A 25,163-nucleotide genomic window follows, 5' to 3' on the forward strand; every position below is an offset into this window, starting at 1 on the left:
CGCGCCGCTGGTCCAGCTCAATTGTGTGTCGTTTCAATCGCCGATGAACGTGTGTCAGGTGGTGCGGTCGCGCACCTTGGCACGGTCAAGCGCGTGCTGATCTTGTCCAAACTCTTGACATGAGACGGCCGTCACATCATTTTTGGAACGTTTCACCTCGTGGCGAGAGCCGCGAGGGCTTTCTCTTGCCACGAACTTGCCACGAAAGGCCCGTCGACATGACGCCTGCCAGACCAGTTGCCGGACTTCCCGCTCCACCCGCCGCGCCCGGAGGGCGACGCCTGATCGCTCTGCTCGCGGCGCTCGTCATGCTTGCCGTCGCCTTCCTGGCCGCCGACCCGGCGGCCGCCGCGGCGCAGGGGAACGGCCTCACGGTCGGCGCTCTTCAGACGAATGCCCGGACCAACCCGCTCGGCATCGCGGGCGACGCCCCGACGTTCAGTTGGAAGTCGACGTCGAGCGCCCGTGGCGTGGTGCAGACGGCGTACGAGGTCCGGGTCGGCACCAGCGCTGCCGCCGACGACGTGTGGTCCTCGGGGAAGGTCGCGTCGAGCGACCAGCTCGATGTGCGGTACGGCGGGCCGAAGTTGACCTCGCAGACCCGCTACTACTGGCAGGCCAGGGTCTGGGACGGAGACGGCCGGGCCAGCGACTGGAGCGCTCCCGGCTGGTTCGAGACCGGCATCCTCGACGCGGCCGAGTGGACCGGCGACTGGATCGGCAAGTCCGCCGGCGGTGAGATCGACAAGTGGAACGACTACACCACGGACATCGACTTCACCCTCGACAACCTGGCGCTGGGCGTCTACCTGCGCGCGTCGGACACCGGCAACGCGTACATGTGGCAGATCAGCACCGCGGACGGGACCGGAGTCCCGAAGTTCCGGCCGCACAAGAAGGTCAACGGCGGCTTCTCCCTGCTCGGGAACATCCCGATCACGACGATGACGTCCGCCCAACTGCTCACCGGCACGCACCGCCTGTCGCTCACCGTGGACGGCCCGACGATCACCACGAAGCTCGACGGCGCCCAGATCGACAGCCGGACCGACACCACCTTCGCCAAGGGCTTCATCGGCTTCCGCCAGGACCTCGCCAACGAGGGACCGGAGGCCGCGCACATCCACGCCGTCAAGGTCACCTCGAAAGCCGGTGACGTACTGTTCCGGACCGACTTCTCCGGGACCGAGAACCCGTTCACCGGCGGCGCCCTGACGCCGGACGGGCTGCTCGTGGAGAAGAAGCTCGACGTGATCCTGCGGACCAGCGACAGCAATCTGCCGCTGCTGCGCAAGGAGTTCACCACCGAACCCGGCAAGACGGTCGCGCGGGCCCGGGTGTACGCCTCGGCGCACGGCACCTACGAGCTGGAGCTCAACGGCAAGAAGGTCGGCGACCAGTTCCTGGCCCCCGGCGACACCGACTACCGCAAGCGCGTCCAGTACCAGACCTATGACATCACCGACCAGGTCGGCAACGGCCGGAACGCGATCGGCGCGGAGCTCGGTGACGGCTGGTGGGCCGGCAAGGTCGGCATGTGGGGCCCCGGCATGTTCGGCAACTCCGTCGGCCTGATCGCGCAGGTGCGCATCGACTACACCGACGGAACGCACCAGATCGTCAAGACCGACAGCACGTGGAAGAGCCACTCGGGTCCCTACGCGGCCGCCGACAACATCGACGGCGAGACGTACGACGCGCGGGCCGAACAGCCCGGCTGGGACCGCCCCGACTACGACGACGCGGCGTGGAACCCCGTCACGATCGGCGCCTCCGACACCGCCAAGCTCGTGGCCCAGCCCGATGAGCCCGTGCGCGTGACCGGCGAGCTTCCGGCGCTGACGCGGACCAGTCCCGCCGCCGACACGTACATCTACGACCTCGGCCAGAACATGGTCGGCGTCGCCCGGATGCGCCTCCAGGGTGTCGCGGGACAGACCGTCAAGATCCGCTACGGCGAGGTCCTGAACAAGGACGGGAGCCTCTACACCGCCAACCTCCGCGCGGCGAAGGTCACCGACTACTACACGTTCAGCGCGACCGGCACGGTCGTCTACGAACCGAAGTTCACCCAGCACGGCTACCGCTACCTCGAGATCTCCCACATCAAGAGCGCACCCGCGCTCGGCGACGTCACCGGCGTCGTCTGGGGTTCCGACCTCGAGGCGACCGGAACGCTGACGACCTCCAACGCGATGCTCAACCAGCTCCAGAGCAACATCTCGTGGGGACAGCGCGGCAACTTCCTGTCGATCCCGACCGACACCCCGGCCCGTGACGAGCGCCTGGGCTGGACCGGAGACATCAACGTCTTCGCGCCGACCGCGAGTTATCTGCGCGACACCCGCGCCTTCCTCAACAAGTGGACGACCGACCTGCGGGACTCCGCCTACAGCGACGGCAACTACCCGGGCATCGCGCCGTCGGTGCCGACGATCGACCTCGGCAGCGGCCTCGGCTGGTCCGACTCGGCCGTCACGGTGCCGTACGCGGTGTGGCACGCGCAGGGCGACAACGCCATCGTGCGGGCCAACTACGCCTCGATGACGAAGTTCCTGGGCTTTGTGAAGAAGGGCGCGGGCGACGACCTCATCGACTCGGCGCGCGGCAACTGGAACGACTGGCTCAACCTCGACGACAACACCGGCACGGACGTCCTCGGCACCGCGTACTACGCCGAAGACGCGCGCATGCTCTCGGAGATGGCCAAGGCGATCGGTGAGGACGCCGACGCGGCGACCTACGCCAAGCTGTCCGCCGATGTGCGCGCCGCGTTCACCGCGAAGCTCGTGGCGGCCGACGGCACCGTCCAGGGCGGCAGCCAGACGGCGTACGCCATGGCGCTCGGCATGAACCTCGTGACCGATCCAGCGCTGCGCGCGAAGGTCGCCGAGAAGTTCGTCGCCAAGCTCAAGACCACCGACTACCACCTCACGACCGGCTTCCTCGGAACGCCGTGGCTGCTCCCCGCGCTCACCAGCATCGGGCGCTCCGACCTGGCCTACACGATGATCCTGAAGAAGGACTACCCGTCGTGGGGCTACGAGATCGAGCACGGCGCCACCACGATGTGGGAGCGCTGGAACTCCATCAACCCCGACGGCAGCTTCGGCGATGTCAGCATGAACTCCTTCAACCACTACGCCTACGGCGCGGTCGGTGACTGGATGTACCAGAACATCGGCGGCATCTCGGCGCTCAAGGCCGGTTACAAGGAGTCGAGGATCGCCCCGGCCGTGGGCGGCGACCTGACCAGCGGTCAGGGCACCTACGAGTCCGTGTACGGCACGATCGGGTCGAGCTGGAAGAAGACCGACCAGGGAATGTCCCTGGACATCACGGTCCCGGTCAACACGACCTCGCGCGTCAGCGTCCCGGCCCGCAACATCGAGGCCGTGACCGAGGGCGGCACGCCGATCACGAAGGCCGAGGGCGTCAGCGACGTCTCGGTGGCCGACGGCGTCGTCACATTCACCGTCGGCTCGGGTACGTACGCGATCCACTCCGACGCCAAGCGCGCCCTGTTCGGCGACATCGTCACCGAGATCCACAAGACCGACGCGCACGCCGGTGACCTGGCGGCGGCGGGCGACCTCGGCGCGGACGACCGCGCCCGTGTCGGCGCCGCGCTCGACACCGCGAGCGGCAAGGTCGAGGACGCCGTCGCGGCGGACGTCGCGGGCGACTCCGGTCAGGCGACGCAGCGTCTGAGCGAGGGCGTCGCGCCGATCCGTACCCTCAGGACCTGGCTGGCCGGCTCGTCGGTCGACGGACCGGTGAAGAACGACCTGACGGCGCGCCTGGACGCGATCGAGGCGCTGTTCGGCAAGGCGGTCGCCGCGAATCTCGGAATCTCGGTGGTCGTCCCGCCCGTCGCCGAGCCCGGCGGCCCCGGCGCGAACATCCCCGGAACGGTCGAGATCGCGAACGCCGGTACGGCCGCGATCCGCGACCTGAAGGCCGTCGTGACGGTCGACGACTGGAATGTCGACCCCACCGCTTCGGCCAAGGACACGCTGGGAGCGGGCGACCGCGTCCAACTGCCGTTCACGGTCCGCGTGCCGAAGCACCAGAAGCCCGGCACGTACAACGCGTCGGTCAAGCTGACCTTCACCAGCCAGTACGGCACCTTCACCCTGAACGACTCGACGCCGTGGGTCTCGGTGACGTCGGGCGTCGAGATCACCACCGTGACGTCGGCCGGTCCGGTCGACGGCTCGGACGAGAAGGCGACCCTGACCGCGACGGTCAGGAACAACGGCGGCTCGGCGGTGTCGGGCCAGCTCACGGCGGCCGTGCCGGACGGGTGGAAGACCCCGCCCGCCTCCGACCGGGTCACGATCGAGCCCGGGGCGACCAAGACCGTCGTCCTGCCGCTGTTCCCCGGACTGGAGACCGTCGCGGGTGACCAGGCCGCCGAGGTCGACTTCGTCGACCAGGGTGTGACGCTCGCCGACAAGGCCGCGAAGATCACGGTCAACCTCCCGGCGCCGCCGACCCAGGAAGTCCTCGACTACATCGACTTCGGCAACGCGGCCTCGGAGAAGGCCCACGCGATCATGGCCGCACCGGCCAGCGGGACGAACACCGAAGCCGGTTTCGACCGACGCTACGCGAACTCGGCCAACCCGGGCTCCTGGTACTCGGCCGTGGCCCGCGTGACGCCGGGCAAGCCGTTCATGCTCCGCAACCGGGAGACGTTCGACGGCGCCAGGACGAAGAAGTACAACATCTACGTCAACGACACCCTGGTGAAGACGTACACGCTCAAGCGCACCGAGACCGGTATGGGCACGAAGACCTACCAGACGGTCATCGACACCCCCGCCGCGCTCGCCAACGACGGCACCGTACGCATCAAGTACGAGTTCCCGCTCGACGCCTCGGGCTACTTCGACCCGTCGATCGCCGACAGCTGGGTGCTGCCGGTGCCCGCCGACAGCCTGGCTCCGCTGGCCTCCGCGACGGTGACCAGTGCCGCCGCGCCCGGCGACAACGGCTGGTACCGGGGCGACGCCTCGGTGGCCGTCACCGCCGTCGACAACCGGGACACCGCTCCCACGGTCGAGGTCGGCGGGTCCGCCGGCTGGCAGGCGTACGTCGCTCCCGTCCTGGTCAGCGGGGACGGCAAGCACGCGGTCTCCTACCGGGCGAAGGACGCGGCCGGCAACTCCACCGGTCAGCGGACGGCGTCGGTGTGGATTGACGGGACCGCTCCCGTCACCAAGGTCGCGGTGACCCGCAAGTCCGGGACGGCGGAGGCGGACCGGGCCACGGTCGGCCTCACCGCCCAGGACGCGCTCAGCGGCGTCGCGTCGACGACCTACCGGATCGACGGGAGCGCCTGGAAGGTGCTGGCCGGGGAGACCCCCTCGGTCAAGGGATTCGGCCGGCACACGGTCGACTTCTTCTCCACCGATGTGGCCGGCAACCCTGAGCCGGTGCACTCGGTGGTGGTCGACCTGGCGGACGTGGACACCATCAAGGCCCTGGTCGCGCCCCAGATCGGCGGGACGCCGAAGTACGGTTCGGCGCTGACCGCGACCACCGGTTCGTGGAACACCACGGGCCTGTCCTTCCGCTACCAGTGGCGGCGCGACGGCCGGCTGATCGGCGGCGCGACCGCGTCGGCCTACCGGCCGGTCAAGGCCGACATCGGGCACCGGCTGTCGGTGACGGTGACCGCGTCCAAGTCGGGCAAGGCATCCGCGTCGTCGACGTCGCCGCAGACCGCCAAGGTCACCGCGGCGAAGTCGCGGGTCGCCGTCGGGCTCTCCGCGACATCGCTGAAGAAGAACCAGTCGGTGACGCTCAAGGTCACGGTCTCGTCCACGGCGGGCACGCCCGGGGGGAACGTAGTGGTCTACGAGAACGGGCGCCGGGTCAAGACCCTCAAACTCACGGCCCGAGGCACCGCCTCGGCTTCGCTGAAGATGAGCACCCGGGGCCTGCGCACCCTGAAGGTGGTCTACGTCGGCAACTCGTCGATCGAGGGCTCCTCCACCCAGACGCACATCCGCGTGCGCTGACCCGCCGTCGGCCACCGGCCGACCAACCCCCATGAAGACCGCCCCGCGCCCACGGCCCGCCACCTCTGCTCTGGCACCGGCCGTCGGCGCGGGGCACTCTTGTGCGCCGGTCCGACCCCAGGTCAGGCGTCCGGGCGCCCGCTCATCCCGACGACCTCGACGGGCGGCGCCGACCGCTCAGGCGCGCAGACCCATCTCGGTGGAGAGCTTCGCCAGGGCGTCCAGGCGGCGTTCCAGGCTGGGGTGGGTGGAGAAGACCGAGGCGAGGGCCGATCCCTCCTTCAGGGCCGGGGTGAAGAAGAAGGCGTTGAAGGCCCGGACGGTGCGCAGGTCCTCGGTGGGGATACGGGCGATGGTGCCGCTCACCTTGACCAGCGCGGACGCCAGTTCGGAGGGACGTCCGGTCAGTTCGGCCGCGCTGCGGTCGGCCGCCAGCTCGCGGTACCGGGACAGCGCCCGGATCAGCAGGAAGCTCAGCCCGTACACGACCACGGACACCGCCATGATCATCGCGAGCAGCGCCGCGGTGTTCTGGTCGCGGCGGCCCCGGCCGAACAGTTCCGAGTAGAAGACGAAGCGCACCAGCAGCCCCGCGAGCACGCCCAGGAAGGAGGCGATGGTGATCACCGCGACGTCCCGGTGGGCGACGTGGGACAGCTCGTGGGCGAGCACGCCGTCCAGCTCGCCCGGTTCCAGGCGCCGCAGCAGACCGGTCGTCACGCAGATCACGGCGTGGTCGGCGTTGCGGCCGGTGGCGAAGGCGTTCGGCAGGTCCATCTCGGAGACGGCCACCAGCGGCTTCGGCATGTCGGCCAGGGCGCACAGCCGGTCGACCGCGCCGTGCAGTTCGGGCTGCTGCTGCGGGGTGACCTCATGGGCCCGCATCGCGAACAGCGCGATCCGGTCGGAGAACCAGTACTGCGCCGCCAGCACGCCGGCCGCGATGACCACCACGACCACCACGGACTTCAGCAGCGCGACCAGCACGGCGATGAAGGCCACGAACACCAGGCCCAGCAGGAACATCACCGTCACCATGCGGACCGTGAGCCGCCAGTCGGGCGCGAACCGGGAGCGCACCACCGCTCACCACCTCATCTCAAGCGGGCCGGACCCGGCCCGCCGACCCGCCGTGTGCGGCGGTCGGCCGCCGTGGTCCACTACCTCCCAGTATGCTCCGCGAGGTCGCCCGCGAGACGGTGCCGGGCAGCCGGGCCCCGGCCCCGGGGGGTGCCCGTCGGCGCAGGTCAGCGCGCTCCGGACCCGGACCCGGCTGCGGACTCGGACCCGGCTGCGGGCTCGGGCTTGGCTGCGGGCTCGGACTCGGGCTCGGAACCGTTCCGGTGGACGGTGAGGATCGACAGCAGGTCCGCGACGGTCGGGCCCATGTCGGCGGGGTGGCGCAACACCGTGCCGGCCGGGATCTCGTAGAGGTTGGAGCGTCCGACCCGGGTGTGCGTGAGATACCCCTCGCTCTCCAGGTCGGCGATGATCTTCTGTACGGCGCGCTCGGTGAGCAGGCAGCGCGCCGCTATGTCCCGCACCCGGCTCCCGGGGTCGCGGGCGATGACGGCCAGGACACGTGCGTGATTGGTCAGGAACGTCCATCCGGTGGCGGGGCGCGGCTCAGAATCGTCCATCGCCCTATCGTAGGATCTCCGATTCACGATCCGCAAAGCATGAACACAGATTCACGTTTTGCTTGACGCCTCTGCTGCCCGCCCACACACTTGGTGTGGCCACCGGATCGGGAAGGCGAGGGCCCTCGACATGTCCGAATGGGATCGCGGACTCTCCGCGCACGACGACGACGCAGGCGCGGCGGTCCACACCTCCCGGATGATCACCCATCCGACCGACGCCCTGGCCGTACGGGTGAGCCAGCGCGCCGGCCACACGGTCGTCACGGTCAGCGGCGAGATCGACTTCACCGGCGCGGACACCTTCGCCCGCGTCCTCATCGACCATCTGCTGTGCGAGAGCGACAGCCTGAGCCTGGAACTGAGCGGCGTCGCCTTCTTCGACTGCGGCGGGCTCAACGCGCTGCTCCGAGCCCGGCGCGTGGCCCAGTGCACCGGAGCGGTACTCCGGCTGACCGCCGTCAGCCCGGCCGTCCAGCGGGTGCTGGGCCTGACCGGCGCCGACGGGCTCTTCGACTACGCCGAGGGCGAGGGGCCGCCGCCGGATCCGGGCCGCCCGCCGGAAGCGGTCCGTTCCGCCGGCGAAAGGCCGCTCCGTATGACGCGGGCGGAGACGTCATTGCCCGGATGGCAGGCCCCCACCCACGAGGATGGGGGCCATGCACCCACTCCTGCACGCGTTGTCCATCACCGGGTCGATGACGTGGGAGATCACGTGGGCGCTGATCCTGGGATTCGCGTTGTCCGCGGTGGTCCAGGCGGTCGTGCGCAAGTCCACGGTCGTACGACTGCTCGGTGACGACCGGCCGCGTACGCTCCTGCGGGCCTCGGCGCTCGGGGCGGCGTCGTCGTCGTGTTCGTACGCGGCCGTCGCGCTGGCACGCTCGCTCTTCCGCAAGGGCGCGGACTTCACCGCGGCCATGGCCTTCGAGATCGCCTCCACGAATCTGGTGGTCGAGCTCGGCGTGATCCTCGCCCTCTTGATGGGATGGCAGTTCACCGCCGCCGAATTCACCGGCGGCCCGGTCATGATCCTGGTACTCGCGGTCGTCTTCCGGCTCACCCTGCGCGAGCCGCTGGTGCGGCAGGCCCGTGAACAGGCCGGGCGCGGGCTGGCGGGTTCGATGGAGGGGCACGCGGCGATGGACATGTCCGTGCGGCGGCAGGGCTCCTTCGCCCGGCGGCTGCTGTCGGGCGAGGGCCTCACCTCCGTGGCGCACGTCTTCGTCATGGAATGGGCGGCGATCGCGCGCGACCTGGCGATCGGTCTGTTCGTCGCGGGGGCCGTCGCGGCCTGGGTACCCGACGACTTCTGGGGCGCGTTCTTCTTCGACGGCCACCCGCTGGCGTCCAAGCTGTGGGGCCCGCTGATCGGTCCCGTGGTGGCGTTGCTGTCCTTCGTCTGCTCGATCGGGAACGTGCCGCTGGCGGTGGTGCTGTGGAAGGGCGGCATCAGCTTCGGCGGGGTCGTGGCCTTCCTCTTCGCCGACCTGCTGATCCTGCCCGTCCTGAACATCTACCGGCGGTACTACGGCGCCCGCATGGCGCTGTACCTGCTCGGCGCCTTCTACGCGGCCATGGTCGTCGCCGGATACGCCGTCGAGTTCGTCTTCGGCGGGCTCGGCCTGATTCCCGATCAGGCCGACGCGAGGATTCCCACCGCCGGGATCTCCTGGGACTACACGACCTGGCTCAACATCGTCTTCCTCCTGGTCGGCGCCGCGCTGGTGATCCGCTTCTGGCGGACCGGCGGAATCCCCATGCTCCGCATGATGGGAGGGGCGCCCGAGGGCCCGGACGGTCAGGGCGGCGTCCGGGGACACGACGGCGGACCGGCCCGCTGACGCCGAATCGGCCCGCTGACGGCGGAACGGATCACCCTCCGCAGACCCACCGACGCGACATCCCGCGCGGTGGACGTCGTATCGTCCATATAACGGATGATGTGCGATCAGTGGCCGGCGCCGCCGGAGAGCGAGGGACATGCCGAAAGCAGAACTGCCGATCCTCCAAGAACGCCGGGACGACGAGGCGGTGGCCCGCCCCCGGCGCGGCAGCGCGAAAGGCCGCTGGCTCCGGCGCGGCCGGAACAGCCTCCTGGCCGTCGTCGCGCTGCTCGCGGTCTGCGTCGCGTCCATCTGGCTGGCGGTACGTCTCACCCCGATGCAGTCCGTCACCGCGGCGGGCCAGACCGTCGAAGTGGGCGCCGTCGCGCCCGACCTCAGCCTGTCAGGACCCGGCGAACTCGACCTGTTCGGAGAAGCGCTGGCGACCGAGCCGCACTTCCAGGGACCGATCCGGCCGCGCCTGAAGCTCGCGGACATCAGCATCAACTCGCAGGTCAACCAGATCGTCCGGTCCGACGACCACGACACACTCCAGCTGACCCTCAGCCGGCAGCTGGCCGCCGGGTGGATCCGCTACTGCGTCTGGGAGCTCCTCATCGCGGCCGGCTGCGCGGCCGTCGTCGCGGTGGCCGTGGCCGGAATCCGGCGCGCCCCGCGCCGTACCACGCTGACGATGGTCGGTGTGTGCGTCCTGACCGTGAGCGCCGTCAACGCGCTCGGCGTGTACCTCATGGCGTCCGGCACTCCTCAGGCGCTCCGGCAGGTGCGTACGCTCGACGACCTGGTGGGGCGCGCGCCGACGGAGCCGGTCGCCCCGGCCAAGGGACCGCAGCTGACCGGCGTGCACGCCGTGGTGCTGGGCGACTCCACCGCCGCGGGAATCGGCAACCAGCCGGTCAAGGACCCCAGCGCGCTGGACAAGACCTGCGGGCGCAGTTCCGACGCGTTCGCCGCCGTTCTCGGCCGGGTCAACGACTGGAACGTGCTGAACCTCGCCTGCCAGGGCGCGACCGTGACCGACGGCCTCCTCGGCGTACAGCTCCGCGGCGACCAGGCCGTACCGCCGCAGCTCGCGGTGGCGCAGCGCGCGTCGAGCGCGTCGGTGATCATCGTCAGCGTCGGGGCCAACGACATGAACTGGGCCGTGCTGACGGGCCTGTGCGCCAAAGCGCCCGTCTGCGACGACAAGGCGTCCACGGCGTACTTCAAGGAGCAGCTCTCGACGTTCTCGCAGAACTACCTCGATCTGCTCCAGCAGCTCTCCGACCTCCCTCACCACCCCGACGTGCTCATCAACCAGTACTACGAGCCCTTCGGCCCCGACATCAGGTGCCTCGAAAAGGACGGCCTCACCGAGGCGAAGGTGAAGGTCCTCAAATCCCGCCTGGCCAACCTCAACGCCGTGCTCCAGCAGGGCGCGGACGCCTTCCACTTCGCCACCGCCCAGCCGGACTTCGAAGGCCACCGGCTGTGCAGCGAGCAGCCCTTCGTCCAGAACGCCGCCGATCAGGCTCCGCTGCACCCCACCGCCGCCGGTGAACTGGCCATCGCCCTCGCCGACCAGCAGGCACTCGCCGAGCTCCGCAATACACCGAGCGACGCGCCCACGGACGGCACGTCACCCGGTACCACGGACAGTTCGTCGCCCTCGGCTCCGGTGCGGTGAGGCGATCGGCCGCCGGGCGTCGGGATCGTGGCGGTAGCGGGCGGGGGTCGCTCCGAGGGCGGCGGTGAAGGCCTCGATGAAGCTGGTCGGGTTGGCCCATCCGCAGGCCGCCGCGGTGTGGGTGACCGTGTGTCCGGCGGCGAGGAGGGTGAGGGCGTGGTGGAGGCGCAGTTGGGTACGCCACTGCCGGAAGCTCATGCCGAGCTCGTCGTGGAAGAGCCGGGTCAGGGTCCGTTGGCCGGCGCCGACCCGCGTGCCGAGTTCGGTCAAGGTGGCGTTGTCGGCGGGGTCGTCGTGCAGGAGGCGGCTGAGCGCGCGGAGTCGGTCGTCGCGTGGCTCGGGCAGGTGCAACGGTTCCTCGGAGGCGGGCACGAGTTCGTCGATGACGACGGCGCGCAGCCGGTCGAGGGCCGCCGGTGACCGGGGCGTGTCGGTGTCGTCGGTCAGGGCGAGCAGGACCTCGCGGACCAGGGCCGAGACGGCGAACACCGCGGGGCGGTCCGGGAGGCGGGCGGCGAGGGCGGCCGGGAGGAAGATGACGCGCATGTCGGTGAACCCGTAGGCCCGGTGATGGTGCTCGAAGCCGCCGGGCGTCCAGGCCAGCCGGGTCGCGGGTGCGATCCAGGTGCCTTCCCTGGTCGTGACCGACAGCACTCCGGTGGCGGGGTACACGAGATGGCCCTGCCCGTGGCGGTGCGACGGGACACGGTCGCCGTGCAGGAGCGGCAGGCTGCCCATCTCCAGCGCGTTGTCGACGATGTGGCTACTTTCCGGCATCACCTGGCACTATACCGGTGGTAGGTCGGGCGGGGAATGACGATCTTGGACTCATGACCGTTTCCACCACCGGGCAACCCGTCGCCTCACTACGACCGGTGCCCTCTCCGCGCCATCACCATTTCGGCTTCTGGGCCGCGACCTGGGTCTTCCTGGCGGTGCTCGCCTTCTCCACCGCGCCGAGCCCGCTCTACGTGCTCTACGCCGACCGGGATCACTTCTCGTCGCTGATGGTGACGATCGTGTTCGCCGCCTACGCGGTGGGCGTGGTCGCGAGCCTGTCCCTCGCCAGTCACCTCTCCGACGTCCACGGCCGCCGCGTCCACCTGCTCGCCGCCGTGTGCCTGTCGAGCGTCAGCGCGGTGGTGTTCATCTTCTGGCCCGGCCTGGCCGGGCTGTTTGTCGCGCGCGTCCTGACCGGGGTGGCCGTGGGTCTCACCGTCTCCACCGCCACCGCCTACCTCAACGAATTGCACACGGGACACCGCCCCGGGACCGAGACCGTCCGGCGACCCCAACTGGCCGCCGCGGGCGCCAACTTCGGCGGGCTCGGCCTCGGCGGACTGTGCGCGGGCCTGCTGGCCCAGTACGCGCCGCACCCGCTCGTCCTGCCCTACCTGGTACTGCTCGCCGCTCTGGTCGTCGGGGCGATCGCCCTGATCGCGTCACCCGAGACCCGCCACCGGCCGCGCCCCCTGCCGCCGTACCGCCCCCAGCGGGTCTCGGTTCCGAACCATGCCAGGCCCCGGTACTTCGGGCTGTTGGTCGAGGTGTTCGTGGCCTACGCCGGAGTCGCGATTTTCCTGGGCCTGGCCGGAACGTTCCTGGCCACGGTGATCGGCGACACGTCGCTGGCGATGGCCGGGCTGGCGATCTTCATCGCGTGCGCCGTCGGCATCGTGGCCCTGGTCGCCACCGGCACGTGGCCGGTCAGGCGACTGCTCGTCGTCGGCCTCCCGATCGACCTCGCCGGCCTGGCGATGGTCGTCGTGGCGGCCTGGCTGCCCACTCCCAGCCTCGGTCTGTTCCTGGCCGGCGGCGGCGTGATCGGCGCCGGGGCCGCGATCCTGTACAAGGGGACCCTCGGCAGCGTCGTCGCCCTCTCGCCTCCCGACAAGCTCGGCGAGAGCCTTTCCGGGTTCTTCCTCGCCGGCTACGTCGGGCTCTCGCTACCGGCGGTGGCGGGCGGCATCGCGCTCCAGTACCTCACCCCTCGGACCACGCTGCTCGTCCTCGGCGCGGCGGCCGGGACCGGGGTCCTCGCCTCTTCCTGGCTGGTCCTGCGCAAGCGTGCGTAGGCGTGCGCAGGAGCGGGGTCCGGCTGTTCTGCCCCGCGGGGAGCCGCGTCGCACCGCACCGCTGGGGAAGCGGGTCAGCGGCGCGACGCGCGGGGCTCAGTCGAAGTGGCGGACTTCCGTGCGCGGTTCGGTCCGTGCCTCCGCCGGTGCTTCCATCGGCGGTTCGCTGAGCGCTTCGGCCCGGGCTTTCGTCGCCTTGTGGCGGCGGATCCAGAGGAGTCCCGCGCCCCCGGCGCCCAGGACGAGGGCGGCCCAGGCGACCGTCCACACGGCGGCGCGCGCCGTGGGGTGGGCCGTCAGGAGGGCGATGGTGATTCCCGCGACGTAGACGAGGGCGCCCAGCACGTACAGGCGCTGGCCCCATCTGCGGGTGCCGCGGTCGGGCTCGGCGGCGGGCGTGAAGGGGGTGGGGGAGAGCGGGGAAGGGCTCGTGTGGTCGGCAGGCTGCGTCATACGGGGGCGTCTACCCGGTGCGGGGAGCGCGACTCCGCGCGGGCGCGGGGCGGCCGAGGGGATGATCAGGATCGCCAGACCCAGCAGAGCGCAGCCCACGGCGCAGTCGAGCCAGTAGTGGTTGGCCGTGCTGACCACCACCAGGAGAGTGATCAGGGGGTGGAGCAACCACAGCCAGCGCGCCCGGGAGCGGTGGGCGGCGATCATGCCGACCGCGATGGCCAGGGCCCAGCCGACGTGCAGGGACGGCATCGCCGCGAACTGGTTGGACATGGAGTGGTTCTGCGGGGTGCCGTGGTAGACGGCGGGACCGTAGCGGGCCGCGGTGTCGACCATGCCCGAGCTGGTGAGCATCCGGGGCGGGGCGAGCGGGTAGAGCAGGTGGCCCGCGAGCGCCAGCGCGGTCTGGACGACGATCGCGCGGCGGATCCACACGTAATGCGTCGGGCGGCGCAGGAACATGTAGCCGAGGAAGAGCGCCATCGCCGGGAAGTGCACCGTCGCGTAGAGGTAGTTCGCGGCGTGGATCACCGTTTCCCAGTGCATGGCGGCGCGTTGGACGAGCCGTTCGCTCGGCAGGTGCAGGGCGCGTTCCAGGCCCCACACCGAGTGCGCGTGGGGAAACGCGTCGTCCGTATGGCCGTTGGCGATTTTGCGGCCGTATTTGTAGCCCGCGTACACCGCCGCCAGCAGGGCCGCCTCGGGCAGCGCGCGGGCCAGTCGGCCGGGCCCTGGTCGGTTGACGGTCGCGATCGGCAGAGCGACGTTCCCGAACACGTTCTCCCCTGTCTCCCGGTGGCGACGTCGTACGTGACGCGTACGAGTTCGTCTGCCCTCGGTCGGCGGGTTCAGTGGCACCGGGTGAGGCCGCGGCGCGGCTACGTATCGCGGCCGGGCCGCCGCCGGGCCGGTGATCTACCAGATCGATGACCTCGACGAGCACGGGGAGTACCTGATGGCGCCCTCGCACGCCCTCGCACGCCCTCACCGACCGGATCGGCCTGCCGCTGCTGGGCGGTCGGCCGGATCGTCGTCGTAGGTGACCTGTGTGCGCGGTGTCAGGGCTGGTCGGTCGGCGCGGCGGCCTCCAGGTCGGCGACGGTCCCCGACATGATCGTCCGTACCTGCCCGGTGATGTGCCGCACCGGCCAGTCCCACCACGCCACGGCGAGGAGCCGGGCGATGTCGGCGGCGTCGTAGCGGGTGCGGATGAGCCGGGCGGGGTTGCCGCCGACGATGCCGTAGTCGGGGACGTCGCGGGTGACCAGGGAGCCCGCGGCGACGATCGCGCCGTGACCGATGCGTACGCCGGGCATCACCGTGGCGCCGTGCCCGAACCACACGTCGTTGCCGACGACCGTGTCGCCCCGGCCGGGCAGGTCGGTGATCAGGTCGAAGTGCTCCGCCCAGGAGCCTCCCATGGTGGGGAACGGGAAGGTGGAAGGGCCGTCCATACGGTGGTTGGCGCCGTTCATGATGAACCGGGTGCCCGTCCCCAGCGCGCAGTACTTGCCGATGACGAGCCGCTCGGGACCGTAGTGGTAGAGAACGTTGCGCGTCTCGAACGCGGTCGGGTCGTCCGGATCGTCGTAGTAGGAGAAGTCGCCGACCTCGATCAGCGGCGACTTCACCAACGGCTTGAGCAGCACCACGCGGGGGTGCTCGGGCATCGGGTGGAGCACGGTGGGGTCGGCGGGAACGGGCGGCATCGTGGAGGCGGTTCCTCTCCGGCGGTTAGAGCGACAAGCGTCGCGTTAAGATGCTGGCACGGCCCTGCCGCCTGGATCAACCGGATAATGACTGCCGATGACAGACCCGCTGAACACGACATCGGACCGCCGTCCCGGCGGTCGCACCGCCCGCGTCCGCGCCCAGGTTCTCGACGCGGTGCGAGCCGAACTGGCCGAGAGCGGCCACGAAGGACTCACGATCGAGGGCGTCGCGACGCGGGCCGGAGTGCACCGCGCCACGGTCTACCGGCGGTGGCGCGATGTCGGCGGCCTGCTCGTCGACGTCATCGGCGCCGCCGGCGAGATCGACTGGATACCGCCGGACACCGGCTCGCTGCTCGGCGATCTGACCGCCCTCAACCAGGAGATCCAGGAGTCCCTGGTCGTACAGCCGTCGTTCGCCGTCGCCCTGATGGCCGCCTCGTTCCACTCCGAACAGGCCGCGCTGGCCCAGCGGCAACTGTGGGCCGGCCGGTACGCCCAGTGCGAGATCCTCGTCGAGCGCGCCGTCGAGCGCGGCGAACTCCCCACCCCGCAGACAGACGCGCGGAGCCTGCTGATCGCCGCCACGGCGCCCGTCTACCACGAGCTGGTACTCCTGCGCGCCGACCCGGACCCCCGACTCCCCGAACGCGCCGCGCACACCGCGGCCCTGGCCGCCGCCGCGGGTGCCTTCTCCACCCGCCGAGCCCCGACCGCGCCACCCCACCCGCCCCCCGCCGCCACGCCATGAACCGCGCGCCACCGGCGGCGGGGACCCTTCCGTCCGGCCTTCCGGCCGACGCGCGCAGGAAGTTGCCATCGGGGGCGTCTGGAACCGGGCGGGTGGGCCTTCCCACAATGTCGGTGACGGCCGACGCGCGTTCGGCCGCAGCAGGGGGAAGCCATGAAGCACATGCAGCGTGCCACCGCCCTCGCGGTGGCCGTGGGATCCGCCGCCGTCCTCGCCCTGGCCGCCGTACCGTCGGCCGATGCCGCGACCGCCGTCAACTGTTCGGGCGGTTCGGTGAGGGCCGCGGGCAACCCCAACAACATCACCTCGCCGCTGACGACCACGACCACAGCCTGCCCCGGCTGGGCGGACTCCGGTCCCACGTACGTCTTCCACCTGGCCAAATTCGTGGAGGAGGTGCTCATTTCCGGGCGCTGGGTGCCCTTCAACGCCTCCAACGTCATCGCGACCTGCTCGCTGGCAGCGGTGTCCGGCACCACGATCACCGCGGGCGGCTGCGCCTACGCCGCCGGCTGACGCAGCGTCATGTCCGGTGCGCGCGGGCGCGGAAGGGTCCGACGCGGCAGAACCGCACGCCCCGTCACGCGGATCCGTGATCAGAACCAGGAAGGTCCGGCGTTGACGTAGGGGGCCTCCAGCGCGGCGGCTTCCTCGTCCGACAGGCTCAAGTCGAGCGCGTCCACGGCCTGTTGAAGGTGGTGGGGCTGCGTCGCGCCGACGATGGGCGCGGAGACGAGCGGGTTGCGGAGGACCCAGGCGAGTGCGATGTGGGCCATGGGCACGCCGCGGGATGCGGCGACCTGCTGGACGGCGTCGATGACGGGTCCGTCGTGGGGGCTGTCGAAGGACCGCACGACGTGGTCGGTACGGGAACGGGTGCTCTGTTCACCGGCGGGGCGGGCGAGGCGGCCCTTGCCGTTCGGGGAGTAGGGAACGAGCCCCACGCCCATGTCGCCGCACATGGCCATGAGTTCGGGTTCGTCCTGGCGCCGCAGCAGGTTGTACTGGTTCTGCATGGACCCGAAACGGGTCCATCCGCCGAGGTCGGCGGCGTGCTGGAGCTTGGCGAACTGCCAGGCGTACATCGACGACGCGCCGAGGTAGCGGACCTTCCCGGCCTTCACGAGGTCGTGCAGCGCCTCCATCGTCTCCTCGACCGGGGTGTCGTCGTCGAAGCGGTGGATCTGGTACAGGTCGATGTAGTCGGTGCCCAGCCGGGTCAGGGAGGCGTCGACCTGTTCGAGGACGGCCTTGCGGGACAGGCCCTCGCCGCCGGGACCGTCGTGCATCCTGCCGCGGACCTTGGTGGCGAGCACGATGTCCTCGCGCCGCGCGTACTCACGGATCGCGCGGCCGGTGATCTCCTCGGACGTGCCCGCCTGGTAGACGTTGGCGGTGTCCCAGAAGGTGATGCCCAGGTCGACGGCCTGCCGGAAGAACGGTCCCGCCTTGTCCTCGGTCAGGGCCCACGGGTGGGCGCCGGGCACGGCCGGGTCGCCGTAGCTCATGCAGCCCAGCGCGAGCCGGCTGACCTTCAGGCCGGTGGCGCCGAGGCGGACGTACTCCATGGTGGAACTCCCTTTCGTGTGCTGGACGTCCGTGAACGGATCAGTGCTGCCCGGCGCCGCCGGATTCGGCGTGCTGGTCGATGAGGGCGCCGAGGGCTTCGGGGTCGTTGGCGGTGCGGTCGCGCTGGGCGGAGCCGAAAGGGCCGTAGGGGTACGGGGCCGGGTCCGGGTCGCTCGCGGTGTCCAGCGCGGTGACGGAGTCCGGGTCCAGGCGCAGGTCCGCGGCGGCGAGGTTGCCGGTGAGCTGCCGCACGGTGCGGGCGCCGACGATGGCGGAGGTGACGCCGGGGCGGTTGACGACCCAGCTCAGGGCGGCCTGGGCGGGCGTGACGCCGTTGTCCCGGGCGACCTCGCGCAGCGCGTCCACGGCGTCCCATGTGCGGTCGGAGTGCTCGTAGTTGGAGGAGGTGTACTGGTAGAGGGCGTGGTCCTGACCGGCCCTGGTGTCGGCGGCCCGCCGCGCGCCGCGCTCGTACTTTCCGGTGAGGAAGCCGCTCGCGAGAGGGGACCAGGCCAGGATGCCGAGTCCGTTGTACCGGGCCGCGGCGGTCATCTCCCACTCGGTCTGGCGGGTGGCGAGGTTGTACTGGGCCTGGAGGGTCACCGGCACCGGGAGGCCGTACGCCCGCGCGGTGGAGACCGCGAGCTGGAGCTGCCATCCGGTGAAGTTGGACAGGCCGACGTAGCGGATCTTCCCCGCCCGGACGGCGGAGTCGAGGAAGGCCAGCGTCTCCTCGATCGGTGTCAGGGGGTCCCAGGCGTGGAGCTGGTAGAGGTCGACGGTGTCGACTCCCAGCCTGCGCAGGGACGTGGTGAGCGCCCGGTCCAGGTGGCGGCGCGAGGTTCCGGCCTTGTTGGGGTCGGCGCCGGTGCGCGTGCGGCCCTTGGTGGCGAGGACGACGCGGTCGGTGACCTCGTCCGGGCGGGCGGCGAGCCACCGGCCGACGGTCTCCTCGGCCACTCCGCCGTTGTAGACGTCGGCGGTGTCGAGCAGATTGCCCCCGGCGTCGAGGAAGGCGTCCATCTGCGCGAACGCCTCGTCCTCCGGCGTCTGCGGGGTGCCGAAGTTCATCGTGCCGAGGGACAGGTTGGACACCAGCGTTCCGCTGGTGCCGAGACGGCGGTACTCCATGACGTGGGCTCCTTACGTGGCGCGGGGGCGGGCGGCTGCGCGGCGCCGCCGCTTCGGACGGCGGTTGTCAGTGAGTGGTGAAGCCGCCGTCGACGGGCAGAGCGGCGCCGATGACGAAGCTGGCGCCGGGGCTGCACAGCCACAGAACGGCTTGCGCGATCTCCTCGGCGCGGCCGAGCCGTCCGATGGGCTGCTGCTTGAGGATCTCGGCCATGGCGTCCGCCTGGCTTTCGAGCATGCCGGAGACCATCGGGGTGTCGATGGTGCCGGGGCAGACGGCGTTGATACGGATGCCGCGGGGCGCGTATTCGACGGCGGCGCTCTTGGTGAGGCCGATGACGCCGTGCTTGGAGGCGTGGTACGCGGCGCGCTCGGGCAGGCCCACCAGGCCGCCGAGCGAGGAGCAGTTGACGATCGCGCCGGAGCCCTGGGTGCGCATGTGGCGCAGTTCGTGCTTCTGGGCGGCCCAGACGCCGCGCAGATTGACGGCGTTGACGCGGTCGAAGTTCTCGGCGCTCTCGTCGGCGGCGTCCGTGGGCGGGGCCTGGATGCCGGCGTTGTTGAAGGCCATGTCCAGGCGGCCGTAGGCGTCCACCGCGCGGTCGACAGCGGCGGCGGCCTGGGCCTCGTCGGTGACGTCGCAGACCACGCCGAGGGCTTGGTGACCGGCGTCGGTGAGTTCCTTGGCCGCCTTGTCCACGGCGTCCTTGTCGACGTCGGCCAGGACGACCGCGGCGCCCGACCGGGCGAAGGCGCGGGCGGTGGCCAGGCCCATGCCGGAGGCGGCGCCGGTGACCAGGGCGACCTGCCCCTCGAAGCTGTACTGGGGGTTCACGGGAGGGTTTCCAATCTCCGGGCCGGTGTCATTCGCGGCCCGTATGGCGCGGGGGAGGAGGGCGGTATTCGGAGCAGGGCGGTCCGGGGGCCGGTGTACTCGGCGTCGCCGACGTGCTCCAGCCAGTCGACGTCGTCGCCCTCCCACAGCGCGATGTGCGCCATGAAGCGGTCCGGCGCGGCGCCGTGCCAGTGCTCCTCGCCGGCGGGGGTGACGATGACGTCCCCGGGGCGGGCCTCGACGATGTCGCCGCCGCGGGACTGGACCAGGGCGATGCCCTCCACGATCCAGAGGGTCTGGCCCAGGTCGTGCGAGTGCCAGGCGGTACGGGCGCCGGGCGCGAAGCGCACCATGTTCATCCGCACGCGGGAGGGGTCCTCGCCGCGGTGGATCACGTCCGCCCACGCGTCTCCGGTGAACATCTCCGGCGGCAGCTTCGCCGTCGCGGGAGGCTGGATGATCTCCATGGTCGTCTCTCCTTGTGTCCGTGAAGCGGCGGCCGACTCACGCGCGGCGGGTGACGTCCGCGCGCGGAGCGAAGCCGGGCCGGGCGGTGTCGGCGAGCGCCTGGCGGGCCCTGCGTCAGGCGGTGTCGGTGAGTGCCTGCCGGGCGGCGGGTCACGCGGTGTCGCGTGTGCCTGGCGGGCCCTGCGTCAGGTGCCGTCGGCGAATACCTGGCGGGCGACCGTGAGCGCGGACATGGCCTTGGGCCATCCGGCGTAGAACGCCAGGTGCGTGACCGTCGCGATCAGCTCCTTGTCGCTCAGCCCGTTCTCCCTCGCCCTGCCGAGGTGGAACGTGAGCTGCTCGGTGCTGCCGCTGCTGATCAGACTGGCCACGGTCACCAGGCTGCGGTCGCGCGAGGACAGGTCCGGGTCTTCCCACACCTGCCCGAACAGCACGTCCTCGGTGTATCCGGCCAGTGCCGGGGCGATGTCCCCGAACTGCTGACGCGGTCCTCCGGGCTGCTGGTCCTCCGGCATCACGGTCTCCTTCCACGGGGGCCCGGCGCCTTCTCACGCGACGGCGCGGGTGCCTTCTCGAACGACGGCGCGGGCGTCTGTCCCCTTCCATTCCGCCCTGCCCTCACCGGGGGTGCCAGCGCAGCGGCGGACGGCCGTCAACCGGCCTGTCAACGATGAAACGGCAGGTCGCAGGCGTGCGGAAGGACCCGTTGATACGTGTACTGGCAGTACACCCCTCACCGCTCGGGATCGTCGTAGCCTCGAAGGCATGGACAACCGCAGCGAGGTCCGCGAGTTCCTCACCAGCCGCCGCGCCAGGATCACCCCCCCAGCAGGCCGGTCTGCCCGCCGCAGGCCACCGCCGGGTCACCGGGCTGCGCCGCGAGGAGGTCGCGTTGCTCGCCGGGGTCAGCGCCGAGTACTACGCCCGCATGGAACGCGGCAACCTCTCCGGCACCTCGGAAGCCGTCCTGGACGCCCTCGCCCGCGCCCTCCAACTGGACGAGTCCGAGCGTGCCCACCTCATGGACCTGGCCCGCACCGCCAGCTCCACCCGGCGCCCCGCACGCCGCCGGACGGCACAGCCCGTCCGGCCCGGTCTGCGGCAACTGCTGGACGCGATGACCGACGCACCCGCGTTCATCCGCAACGGCCGCCTCGACATGCTCGCCACCAACCGCCTCGGCAAAGCCCTGTACTGGCCCCTCTTCCAGGACCCCGCCCGCCCGGTCAACATGGCCCGCTACCAGTTCCTCAATCCGGGCGCCGACCAATACATGACCGAACTCGACACGCAGCGCGCCTCCGCCGCGGCCCTGCTCCGCACCGAAGCGGGAAGGGACCCCTACAACCGCGAACTGAGCGACCTGATCGGCGAGTTGTCCACCCGTAGCGAGGCATTCCGTACGCTGTGGGCCGCGCACAACGTCCGCCTGCACCACACCGGCGTCAAACGCTTCCACCACCCCGTCGTCGGCGACCTCGACCTCGCCTTCGAGGCCCTGCCCGTACCCACGGACCCCGGCCTCACCCTCACCGCGCTCAGCGCCGAGCCCGGCAGCCCCGCCCACGACGCGCTGAAACTGCTCGCCACCTGGTTCGCCACCCTCGAACCCACCGGACCCGGCCCTCGGCCCTCCGTCGGCGCCGAGCACCATTCCCCCGGCGGCGCGGAGCATGGCGGCCACCTGCACCAGTGAGCCCCGGCGCCACCTGGCCACTGGCGCCAAGCCAAGGGCGGCGGGCCGTGACCTGGTCGTCCGAAGTCCCGACGTACGTACGCGAGGAGCCCTATGAGCACGCCCGCCCCCGATCCAACCCCCGCACCCGCCAGGCCAGTTGTGGTTCTGCGCCCCGCCCCGCAGCGCACGGACCGCATCTTCACCCCCGCGGCCCTGGGGTCGCTCCGCGACCGCTTCACCGTGGTGGACCTGGAGAGGGACCCCTCCGAGGAAGCGCTGGAGGAGGTTCTGCCCGACGCCTTCGCGATCGTCGGACAGCCCGACCTTCCGGCCCAACGGCTCTCCCGGGCGGGCAGGTTGCGGGCTCTGCTCAATGTCGAAGGCAACTTCTTCCCCAACGTCGACTACGCGACCTGCTTCGAGCGCGGCATCCACGTCCTGGGCTGCGGCCCCGCCTACGCCCCGGCCGTCGCCGAGTACGCGCTCGCCCTCGCGCTCGACCTCGCCCGGGGCATCAGCCGGGAGGACCGCGCCTTCCGCGCGGGACGGGAGCGGTACGTCTCCGACGGCAACGCCGACGCCGTACTGCTGCAAGGCTCCGACGTGGGCCTGGTCGGTTTCGGCAACCTCGGCCGCGGCCTCAACCGCCTCCTCGCCCCCTTCCGGCCCACCATCCGTGTGTACGATCCCTGGCTGCCGCCCGGCGTCCTGCGCGAACACGGTGTACTGCCCGCCTCGTTGGACGAGACCTTGTCCCGCAGCCGCTTCGTGTTCGTGCTGGCCACCGTCACCGACGAAAGCCGCCACCTCATCGGCGAGCGCGAGCTCCACCTGCTCCCGGACGGCGCCCGGCTCGTCCTGGTCAGCCGCGCCCCGGTCGTCGACTACCCGGCGCTCCTCTCCCACGTCGCGCGCGGGCGCGTCATGGCCGGTATCGACGTCTGGCCGGACGAACCGGTCGCCCCCGACGACCCGGCCCGCTCCCTCGACGGTCTCGTCCTGTCCGCACACCGCGCGGGCGGCATCCCGGCGGCCTTCGAGACCATCGGCGACATGGTTCTCGACGACCTCACCCTCATCGCCCAGGGACTTCCGCCCGCCCGGATGCAGACCGCCGCCCGTGAACTGGTCGGCCGCTACCGCAACCGCCCCGTGACCTGAGGGACCGTCCATGACCGCACAACCCCACCCGGCCTCCGCGCTCGACATCCCCTGCGACGGCCTGCTCTTCGACAACGACGGGGTCCTGGTCGACTCCGATCACGGCGTCGACCGGGCATGGAGCCAATGGGCCCGTGACCGCGGCCTGCGGCCGGAACAGGTGACCGCCATGGTGCACGGCCGCCGGTCGGCCGACACCGTCGCCCTCCTGGTGACCGACCCGGACGAACGGCCGGCGGCACTCGCCGCGATCGACCGTATGGAGGTCGAGGCCGCGGCCACCACCACAGCGCTCCCCGGCGCCCTCGACCTCCTCACGAGCCTGCCGCGCGAGCGGTGGGCGGTGGTCACCTCCGGAGTCACCCTCCTGGCACGGGCCCGCCTCGCGGCGGCGGGACTGCCCACTCCGCCCGTGCTCATCACCGCGGACGATGTCAGCCACGGCAAACCAGCCCCTGACGGCTACCGCGCCGCGGCCCGGAAGCTGGGCTTCGCCCCGGCCCGGACGGTCGTCTTCGAGGACAGCGCCGCGGGGGCGGCGGCCGGAGCCGCGGCAGGCGCGGTCGTCGTCGGGGTCGGGCGGCGCGCCCTGGCCACCCACGCCCCCGTCGTCGTCCGCGACCTGCGCGGCCTCGCCTGGCACGACGGCGTACTCAGTCTCGCCGCCGCGGACCTGCTGCGCCGGTGAGCGCAGTGATGGACGGGACCGCGCCTCAGTACCCGCCTCCGCCGCTGGCGGAGCCGGTCGACGGTGAGGCCGACGTGGAGGCCGCGGTGGTGACCGCGTTGCCGCTGGGGCTGACCACGTACCACAGCGCGCCGAATTCGTTGAGGCCCTGGCCGTTGGTCTCTCCGGGCTTGGTGTCCTTGGCGAAGTAGTACAGCGGGTGGCCGTGGTAGGTCACTTGGGTCGAGTGGTCCGACCGGGTGCTCGTTCCGACCATTGAGGCGGTCACGCCGCTGTTGTGGGGCTTTCCGGTCGTGGTCTGCGGGGGCCAGGCCCGCGTGCAGGATCCGTTGCAGGTCGATGTCTTCCCGGTGTCGGCCTTGAACAGGTACAGGGTCCTGCCGGAGGCGTCGACCAGGATCTGACCGAGCGGCGAGTTCGCTGTCTTCACCGTGGCGGCGCCGCCGGTCGACGCGGAGGCGCCGCCGGTCGAGGCGGAGGCACCGGCGCTCGCGGTGGTGGCGCCGGTGCTGGAATGGGGGGTGAGGGATGTCGTGGAACTGGAGCTGCCGCATCCTGAGGCAGTGGCCGCAACGGCGGCCATGCCAACGGCGAGGGAGGTGACGCGCTTCATGACAGACCCCTTGACCTGGGGGGATGTGGTGACACCGACGCGCCGACGGCGGGCCGCGGCACCAAGTTACGCACCGGCGCCCCGCCCCCTTGCCCGGTCGAACCGCCCCACGCCGAACCTCACCCGCGCGGGTGACCGAAGGGCCGCGACGGCGTCCCATTGACCTCATAGGCAGGTCCGTGGAAGCCGATCGGAGTCCTTCGGCGCCGAGGTGCGGAGTGCCCGTCAGCCGTTGTGTCCCGACGGGTGCTTGTCGTAGTTGTCGTTCCAGGACGCCTTCGCGCCGGAATCACCGATGCGGTACACGTCGACGACCGCGCCGGCGGACACGACCACCGCGAGTACGGCGGCGGTCGCGCGCAGAGTCGTCGGCAGGCTCCGCCGCGCGCCGGCGGACGGAAGGCTCTCGGCGGCCGGGTCCCCGGACCGTGCGGTCCTGCGCCCCAGCCACCAGACCCCGAGCGTCACGAGAAAGAGCCCTATCGCCCACGGCAGCAGACCGTCGCCCAGTTCCGCGTGCTTACGCACCAGAGGATCGTCGCCCACACGGGCCTTGAGCCACTCCCCGGCATGCGTCGTGACCGGCACCAGCGCCAGGGTCACCAGCCCCAGCAGCGGAAGCGACAGCCCCATGCGGCGGGCATACCGGGGCTGGACCGCGCAGACCACCGCGGCCAGGGCCGTCAGCGGCACCAGCACCACCACGAAGTGCACGAACAGGACGTGCGCCGGAAGGCCGTTGATATGCGTAAGACTCATGGGGGGCTTCTCCACGGACGAGGACGTGCGCAGCGGGCCCACCGGGCAACCCGGCCGCCGCTGCTCGGAAGGAGATCGCAGCCTTCCA

The 25,163-nt window shown here is 71.2% G+C and carries 22 protein-coding genes; 10 read left to right on the forward strand and 12 right to left on the reverse strand.

Annotated elements, in window-relative coordinates; genetic code table 11:
• The first annotated feature begins 218 nt into the window (after positions 1 to 218).
• On the forward strand, positions 219 to 6,029 hold the full coding sequence (locus ACZ37P_RS31580) for a family 78 glycoside hydrolase catalytic domain (RefSeq protein ID WP_467349744.1): 5,811 nt from the start codon (positions 219 to 221) through the stop codon (positions 6,027 to 6,029).
• Between the two features lie 177 nt (positions 6,030 to 6,206).
• On the opposite strand, the gene htpX is transcribed toward ACZ37P_RS31580, so the two are convergent.
• Positions 6,207 to 7,109: a zinc metalloprotease HtpX gene (gene htpX / locus ACZ37P_RS31585; protein ID WP_391048225.1), complete on the reverse strand. Its 903-nt coding sequence runs from the start codon at positions 7,107 to 7,109 to the stop codon at positions 6,207 to 6,209.
• Positions 7,110 to 7,276: 167 nt separating this feature from the next.
• Positions 7,277 to 7,669 (reverse strand): helix-turn-helix transcriptional regulator, encoded by a 393-nt coding sequence (locus ACZ37P_RS31590; protein WP_467349746.1) that lies wholly within the window; start codon positions 7,667 to 7,669, stop codon positions 7,277 to 7,279.
• Between the two features lie 130 nt (positions 7,670 to 7,799).
• On the opposite strand from ACZ37P_RS31590, the gene ACZ37P_RS31595 reads away from it, so the two are divergent.
• The 3 genes from ACZ37P_RS31595 (at position 7,800) to ACZ37P_RS31605 (ending at position 11,182) form a co-directional block, all read left to right on the forward strand.
• A complete protein-coding gene (locus ACZ37P_RS31595) occupies positions 7,800 to 8,468 on the forward strand; it encodes an STAS domain-containing protein (protein WP_467349748.1) in 669 nt (222 codons plus the stop codon).
• Positions 8,368 to 9,513, forward strand: coding sequence for a permease (locus tag ACZ37P_RS31600; RefSeq protein WP_467349749.1), 1,146 nt, complete (start codon positions 8,368 to 8,370; stop codon positions 9,511 to 9,513). The genes ACZ37P_RS31595 and ACZ37P_RS31600 overlap by 101 nt, the downstream gene beginning before the upstream one ends.
• 139 nt (positions 9,514 to 9,652) lie before the next feature.
• A complete protein-coding gene (locus ACZ37P_RS31605) occupies positions 9,653 to 11,182 on the forward strand; it encodes a GDSL-type esterase/lipase family protein (protein WP_355335236.1) in 1,530 nt (509 codons plus the stop codon).
• Here the strand turns inward: ACZ37P_RS31605 and ACZ37P_RS31610 are convergent.
• Positions 11,135 to 11,959 carry an AraC family transcriptional regulator gene (locus ACZ37P_RS31610; RefSeq protein WP_467349751.1) on the reverse strand — a complete coding sequence of 275 codons (825 nt, stop codon included), beginning with the start codon at positions 11,957 to 11,959 and terminating at the stop codon, positions 11,135 to 11,137. The genes ACZ37P_RS31605 and ACZ37P_RS31610 overlap by 48 nt on opposite strands.
• Positions 11,960 to 12,012: 53 nt before the next feature.
• Between ACZ37P_RS31610 and ACZ37P_RS31615 the strand changes: the two genes are divergently transcribed.
• Entirely contained in the window at positions 12,013 to 13,257 is a 1,245-nt protein-coding gene (locus ACZ37P_RS31615) for an MFS transporter (protein ID WP_467349753.1), read from the forward strand.
• 96 nt (positions 13,258 to 13,353) lie between these two features.
• Here ACZ37P_RS31615 and ACZ37P_RS31620 read toward each other — a convergent pair whose 3' ends face one another.
• Positions 13,354 to 14,487, reverse strand: coding sequence for a phosphatase PAP2 family protein (locus tag ACZ37P_RS31620; RefSeq protein ID WP_467349755.1), 1,134 nt, complete (start codon positions 14,485 to 14,487; stop codon positions 13,354 to 13,356).
• Between the two features lie 281 nt (positions 14,488 to 14,768).
• Positions 14,769 to 15,419 carry a CatB-related O-acetyltransferase gene (locus tag ACZ37P_RS31625; RefSeq protein WP_391048058.1) on the reverse strand — a complete coding sequence of 217 codons (651 nt, stop codon included), beginning with the start codon at positions 15,417 to 15,419 and terminating at the stop codon, positions 14,769 to 14,771.
• A 97-nt stretch (positions 15,420 to 15,516) separates the two neighbouring features.
• Between ACZ37P_RS31625 and ACZ37P_RS31630 the strand changes: the two genes are divergently transcribed.
• Entirely contained in the window at positions 15,517 to 16,173 is a 657-nt protein-coding gene (locus ACZ37P_RS31630; protein WP_467349757.1) for a TetR/AcrR family transcriptional regulator, read from the forward strand.
• A gap of 153 nt (positions 16,174 to 16,326) precedes the next feature.
• Positions 16,327 to 16,689 (forward strand): hypothetical protein, encoded by a 363-nt coding sequence (locus ACZ37P_RS31635; protein WP_391048055.1) that lies wholly within the window; start codon positions 16,327 to 16,329, stop codon positions 16,687 to 16,689.
• Positions 16,690 to 16,769: 80 nt separating this feature from the next.
• On the opposite strand, the gene ACZ37P_RS31640 is transcribed toward ACZ37P_RS31635, so the two are convergent.
• From ACZ37P_RS31640 to ACZ37P_RS31660, 5 genes are all read right to left on the reverse strand, one after another.
• A complete protein-coding gene (locus ACZ37P_RS31640; protein WP_467349759.1) occupies positions 16,770 to 17,741 on the reverse strand; it encodes an aldo/keto reductase in 972 nt (323 codons plus the stop codon).
• A 40-nt stretch (positions 17,742 to 17,781) separates the two neighbouring features.
• Positions 17,782 to 18,873, reverse strand: coding sequence for an aldo/keto reductase (locus ACZ37P_RS31645; RefSeq protein WP_467349761.1), 1,092 nt, complete (start codon positions 18,871 to 18,873; stop codon positions 17,782 to 17,784).
• 67 nt (positions 18,874 to 18,940) lie between these two features.
• Positions 18,941 to 19,708 (reverse strand): glucose 1-dehydrogenase, encoded by a 768-nt coding sequence (locus tag ACZ37P_RS31650; protein ID WP_467349763.1) that lies wholly within the window; start codon positions 19,706 to 19,708, stop codon positions 18,941 to 18,943.
• The gene (locus ACZ37P_RS31655; protein WP_467349765.1) at positions 19,705 to 20,175 is read right to left on the reverse strand and encodes a (R)-mandelonitrile lyase; all 471 of its coding nucleotides are present in this window, start codon (positions 20,173 to 20,175) and stop codon (positions 19,705 to 19,707) included. Before ACZ37P_RS31655 ends, ACZ37P_RS31650 begins: the two co-directional genes overlap by 4 nt.
• Positions 20,176 to 20,361: 186 nt before the next feature.
• Positions 20,362 to 20,691 (reverse strand): carboxymuconolactone decarboxylase family protein, encoded by a 330-nt coding sequence (locus tag ACZ37P_RS31660; RefSeq protein ID WP_467349766.1) that lies wholly within the window; start codon positions 20,689 to 20,691, stop codon positions 20,362 to 20,364.
• A 377-nt stretch (positions 20,692 to 21,068) separates the two neighbouring features.
• Here ACZ37P_RS31660 and ACZ37P_RS31665 point away from each other — a divergent pair, with 377 nt between their 5' ends.
• The 3 genes from ACZ37P_RS31665 to ACZ37P_RS31675 all read left to right on the forward strand — a co-directional run bounded on the left by ACZ37P_RS31665 (position 21,069) and on the right by ACZ37P_RS31675 (position 23,703).
• Positions 21,069 to 21,872 (forward strand): helix-turn-helix transcriptional regulator, encoded by an 804-nt coding sequence (locus ACZ37P_RS31665; protein WP_467349768.1) that lies wholly within the window; start codon positions 21,069 to 21,071, stop codon positions 21,870 to 21,872.
• Between the two features lie 93 nt (positions 21,873 to 21,965).
• Entirely contained in the window at positions 21,966 to 23,015 is a 1,050-nt protein-coding gene (locus tag ACZ37P_RS31670; RefSeq protein WP_355335206.1) for an NAD(P)-dependent oxidoreductase, read from the forward strand.
• A 10-nt stretch (positions 23,016 to 23,025) separates the two neighbouring features.
• Positions 23,026 to 23,703 (forward strand): HAD-IA family hydrolase, encoded by a 678-nt coding sequence (locus ACZ37P_RS31675; protein WP_467349770.1) that lies wholly within the window; start codon positions 23,026 to 23,028, stop codon positions 23,701 to 23,703.
• Positions 23,704 to 23,728: 25 nt separating this feature from the next.
• Here ACZ37P_RS31675 and ACZ37P_RS31680 read toward each other — a convergent pair whose 3' ends face one another.
• Entirely contained in the window at positions 23,729 to 24,316 is a 588-nt protein-coding gene (locus ACZ37P_RS31680) for a COG4315 family predicted lipoprotein (protein ID WP_467349771.1), read from the reverse strand.
• A gap of 225 nt (positions 24,317 to 24,541) precedes the next feature.
• Positions 24,542 to 25,075, reverse strand: a complete 534-nt coding sequence (locus ACZ37P_RS31685) for a DUF2231 domain-containing protein (RefSeq protein WP_391162770.1) — start codon at positions 25,073 to 25,075, stop codon at positions 24,542 to 24,544.
• Positions 25,076 to 25,163: the final 88 nt, after the last annotated feature.

It is taken from the genome of Streptomyces sp. NPDC024632, assembly GCF_055559175.1.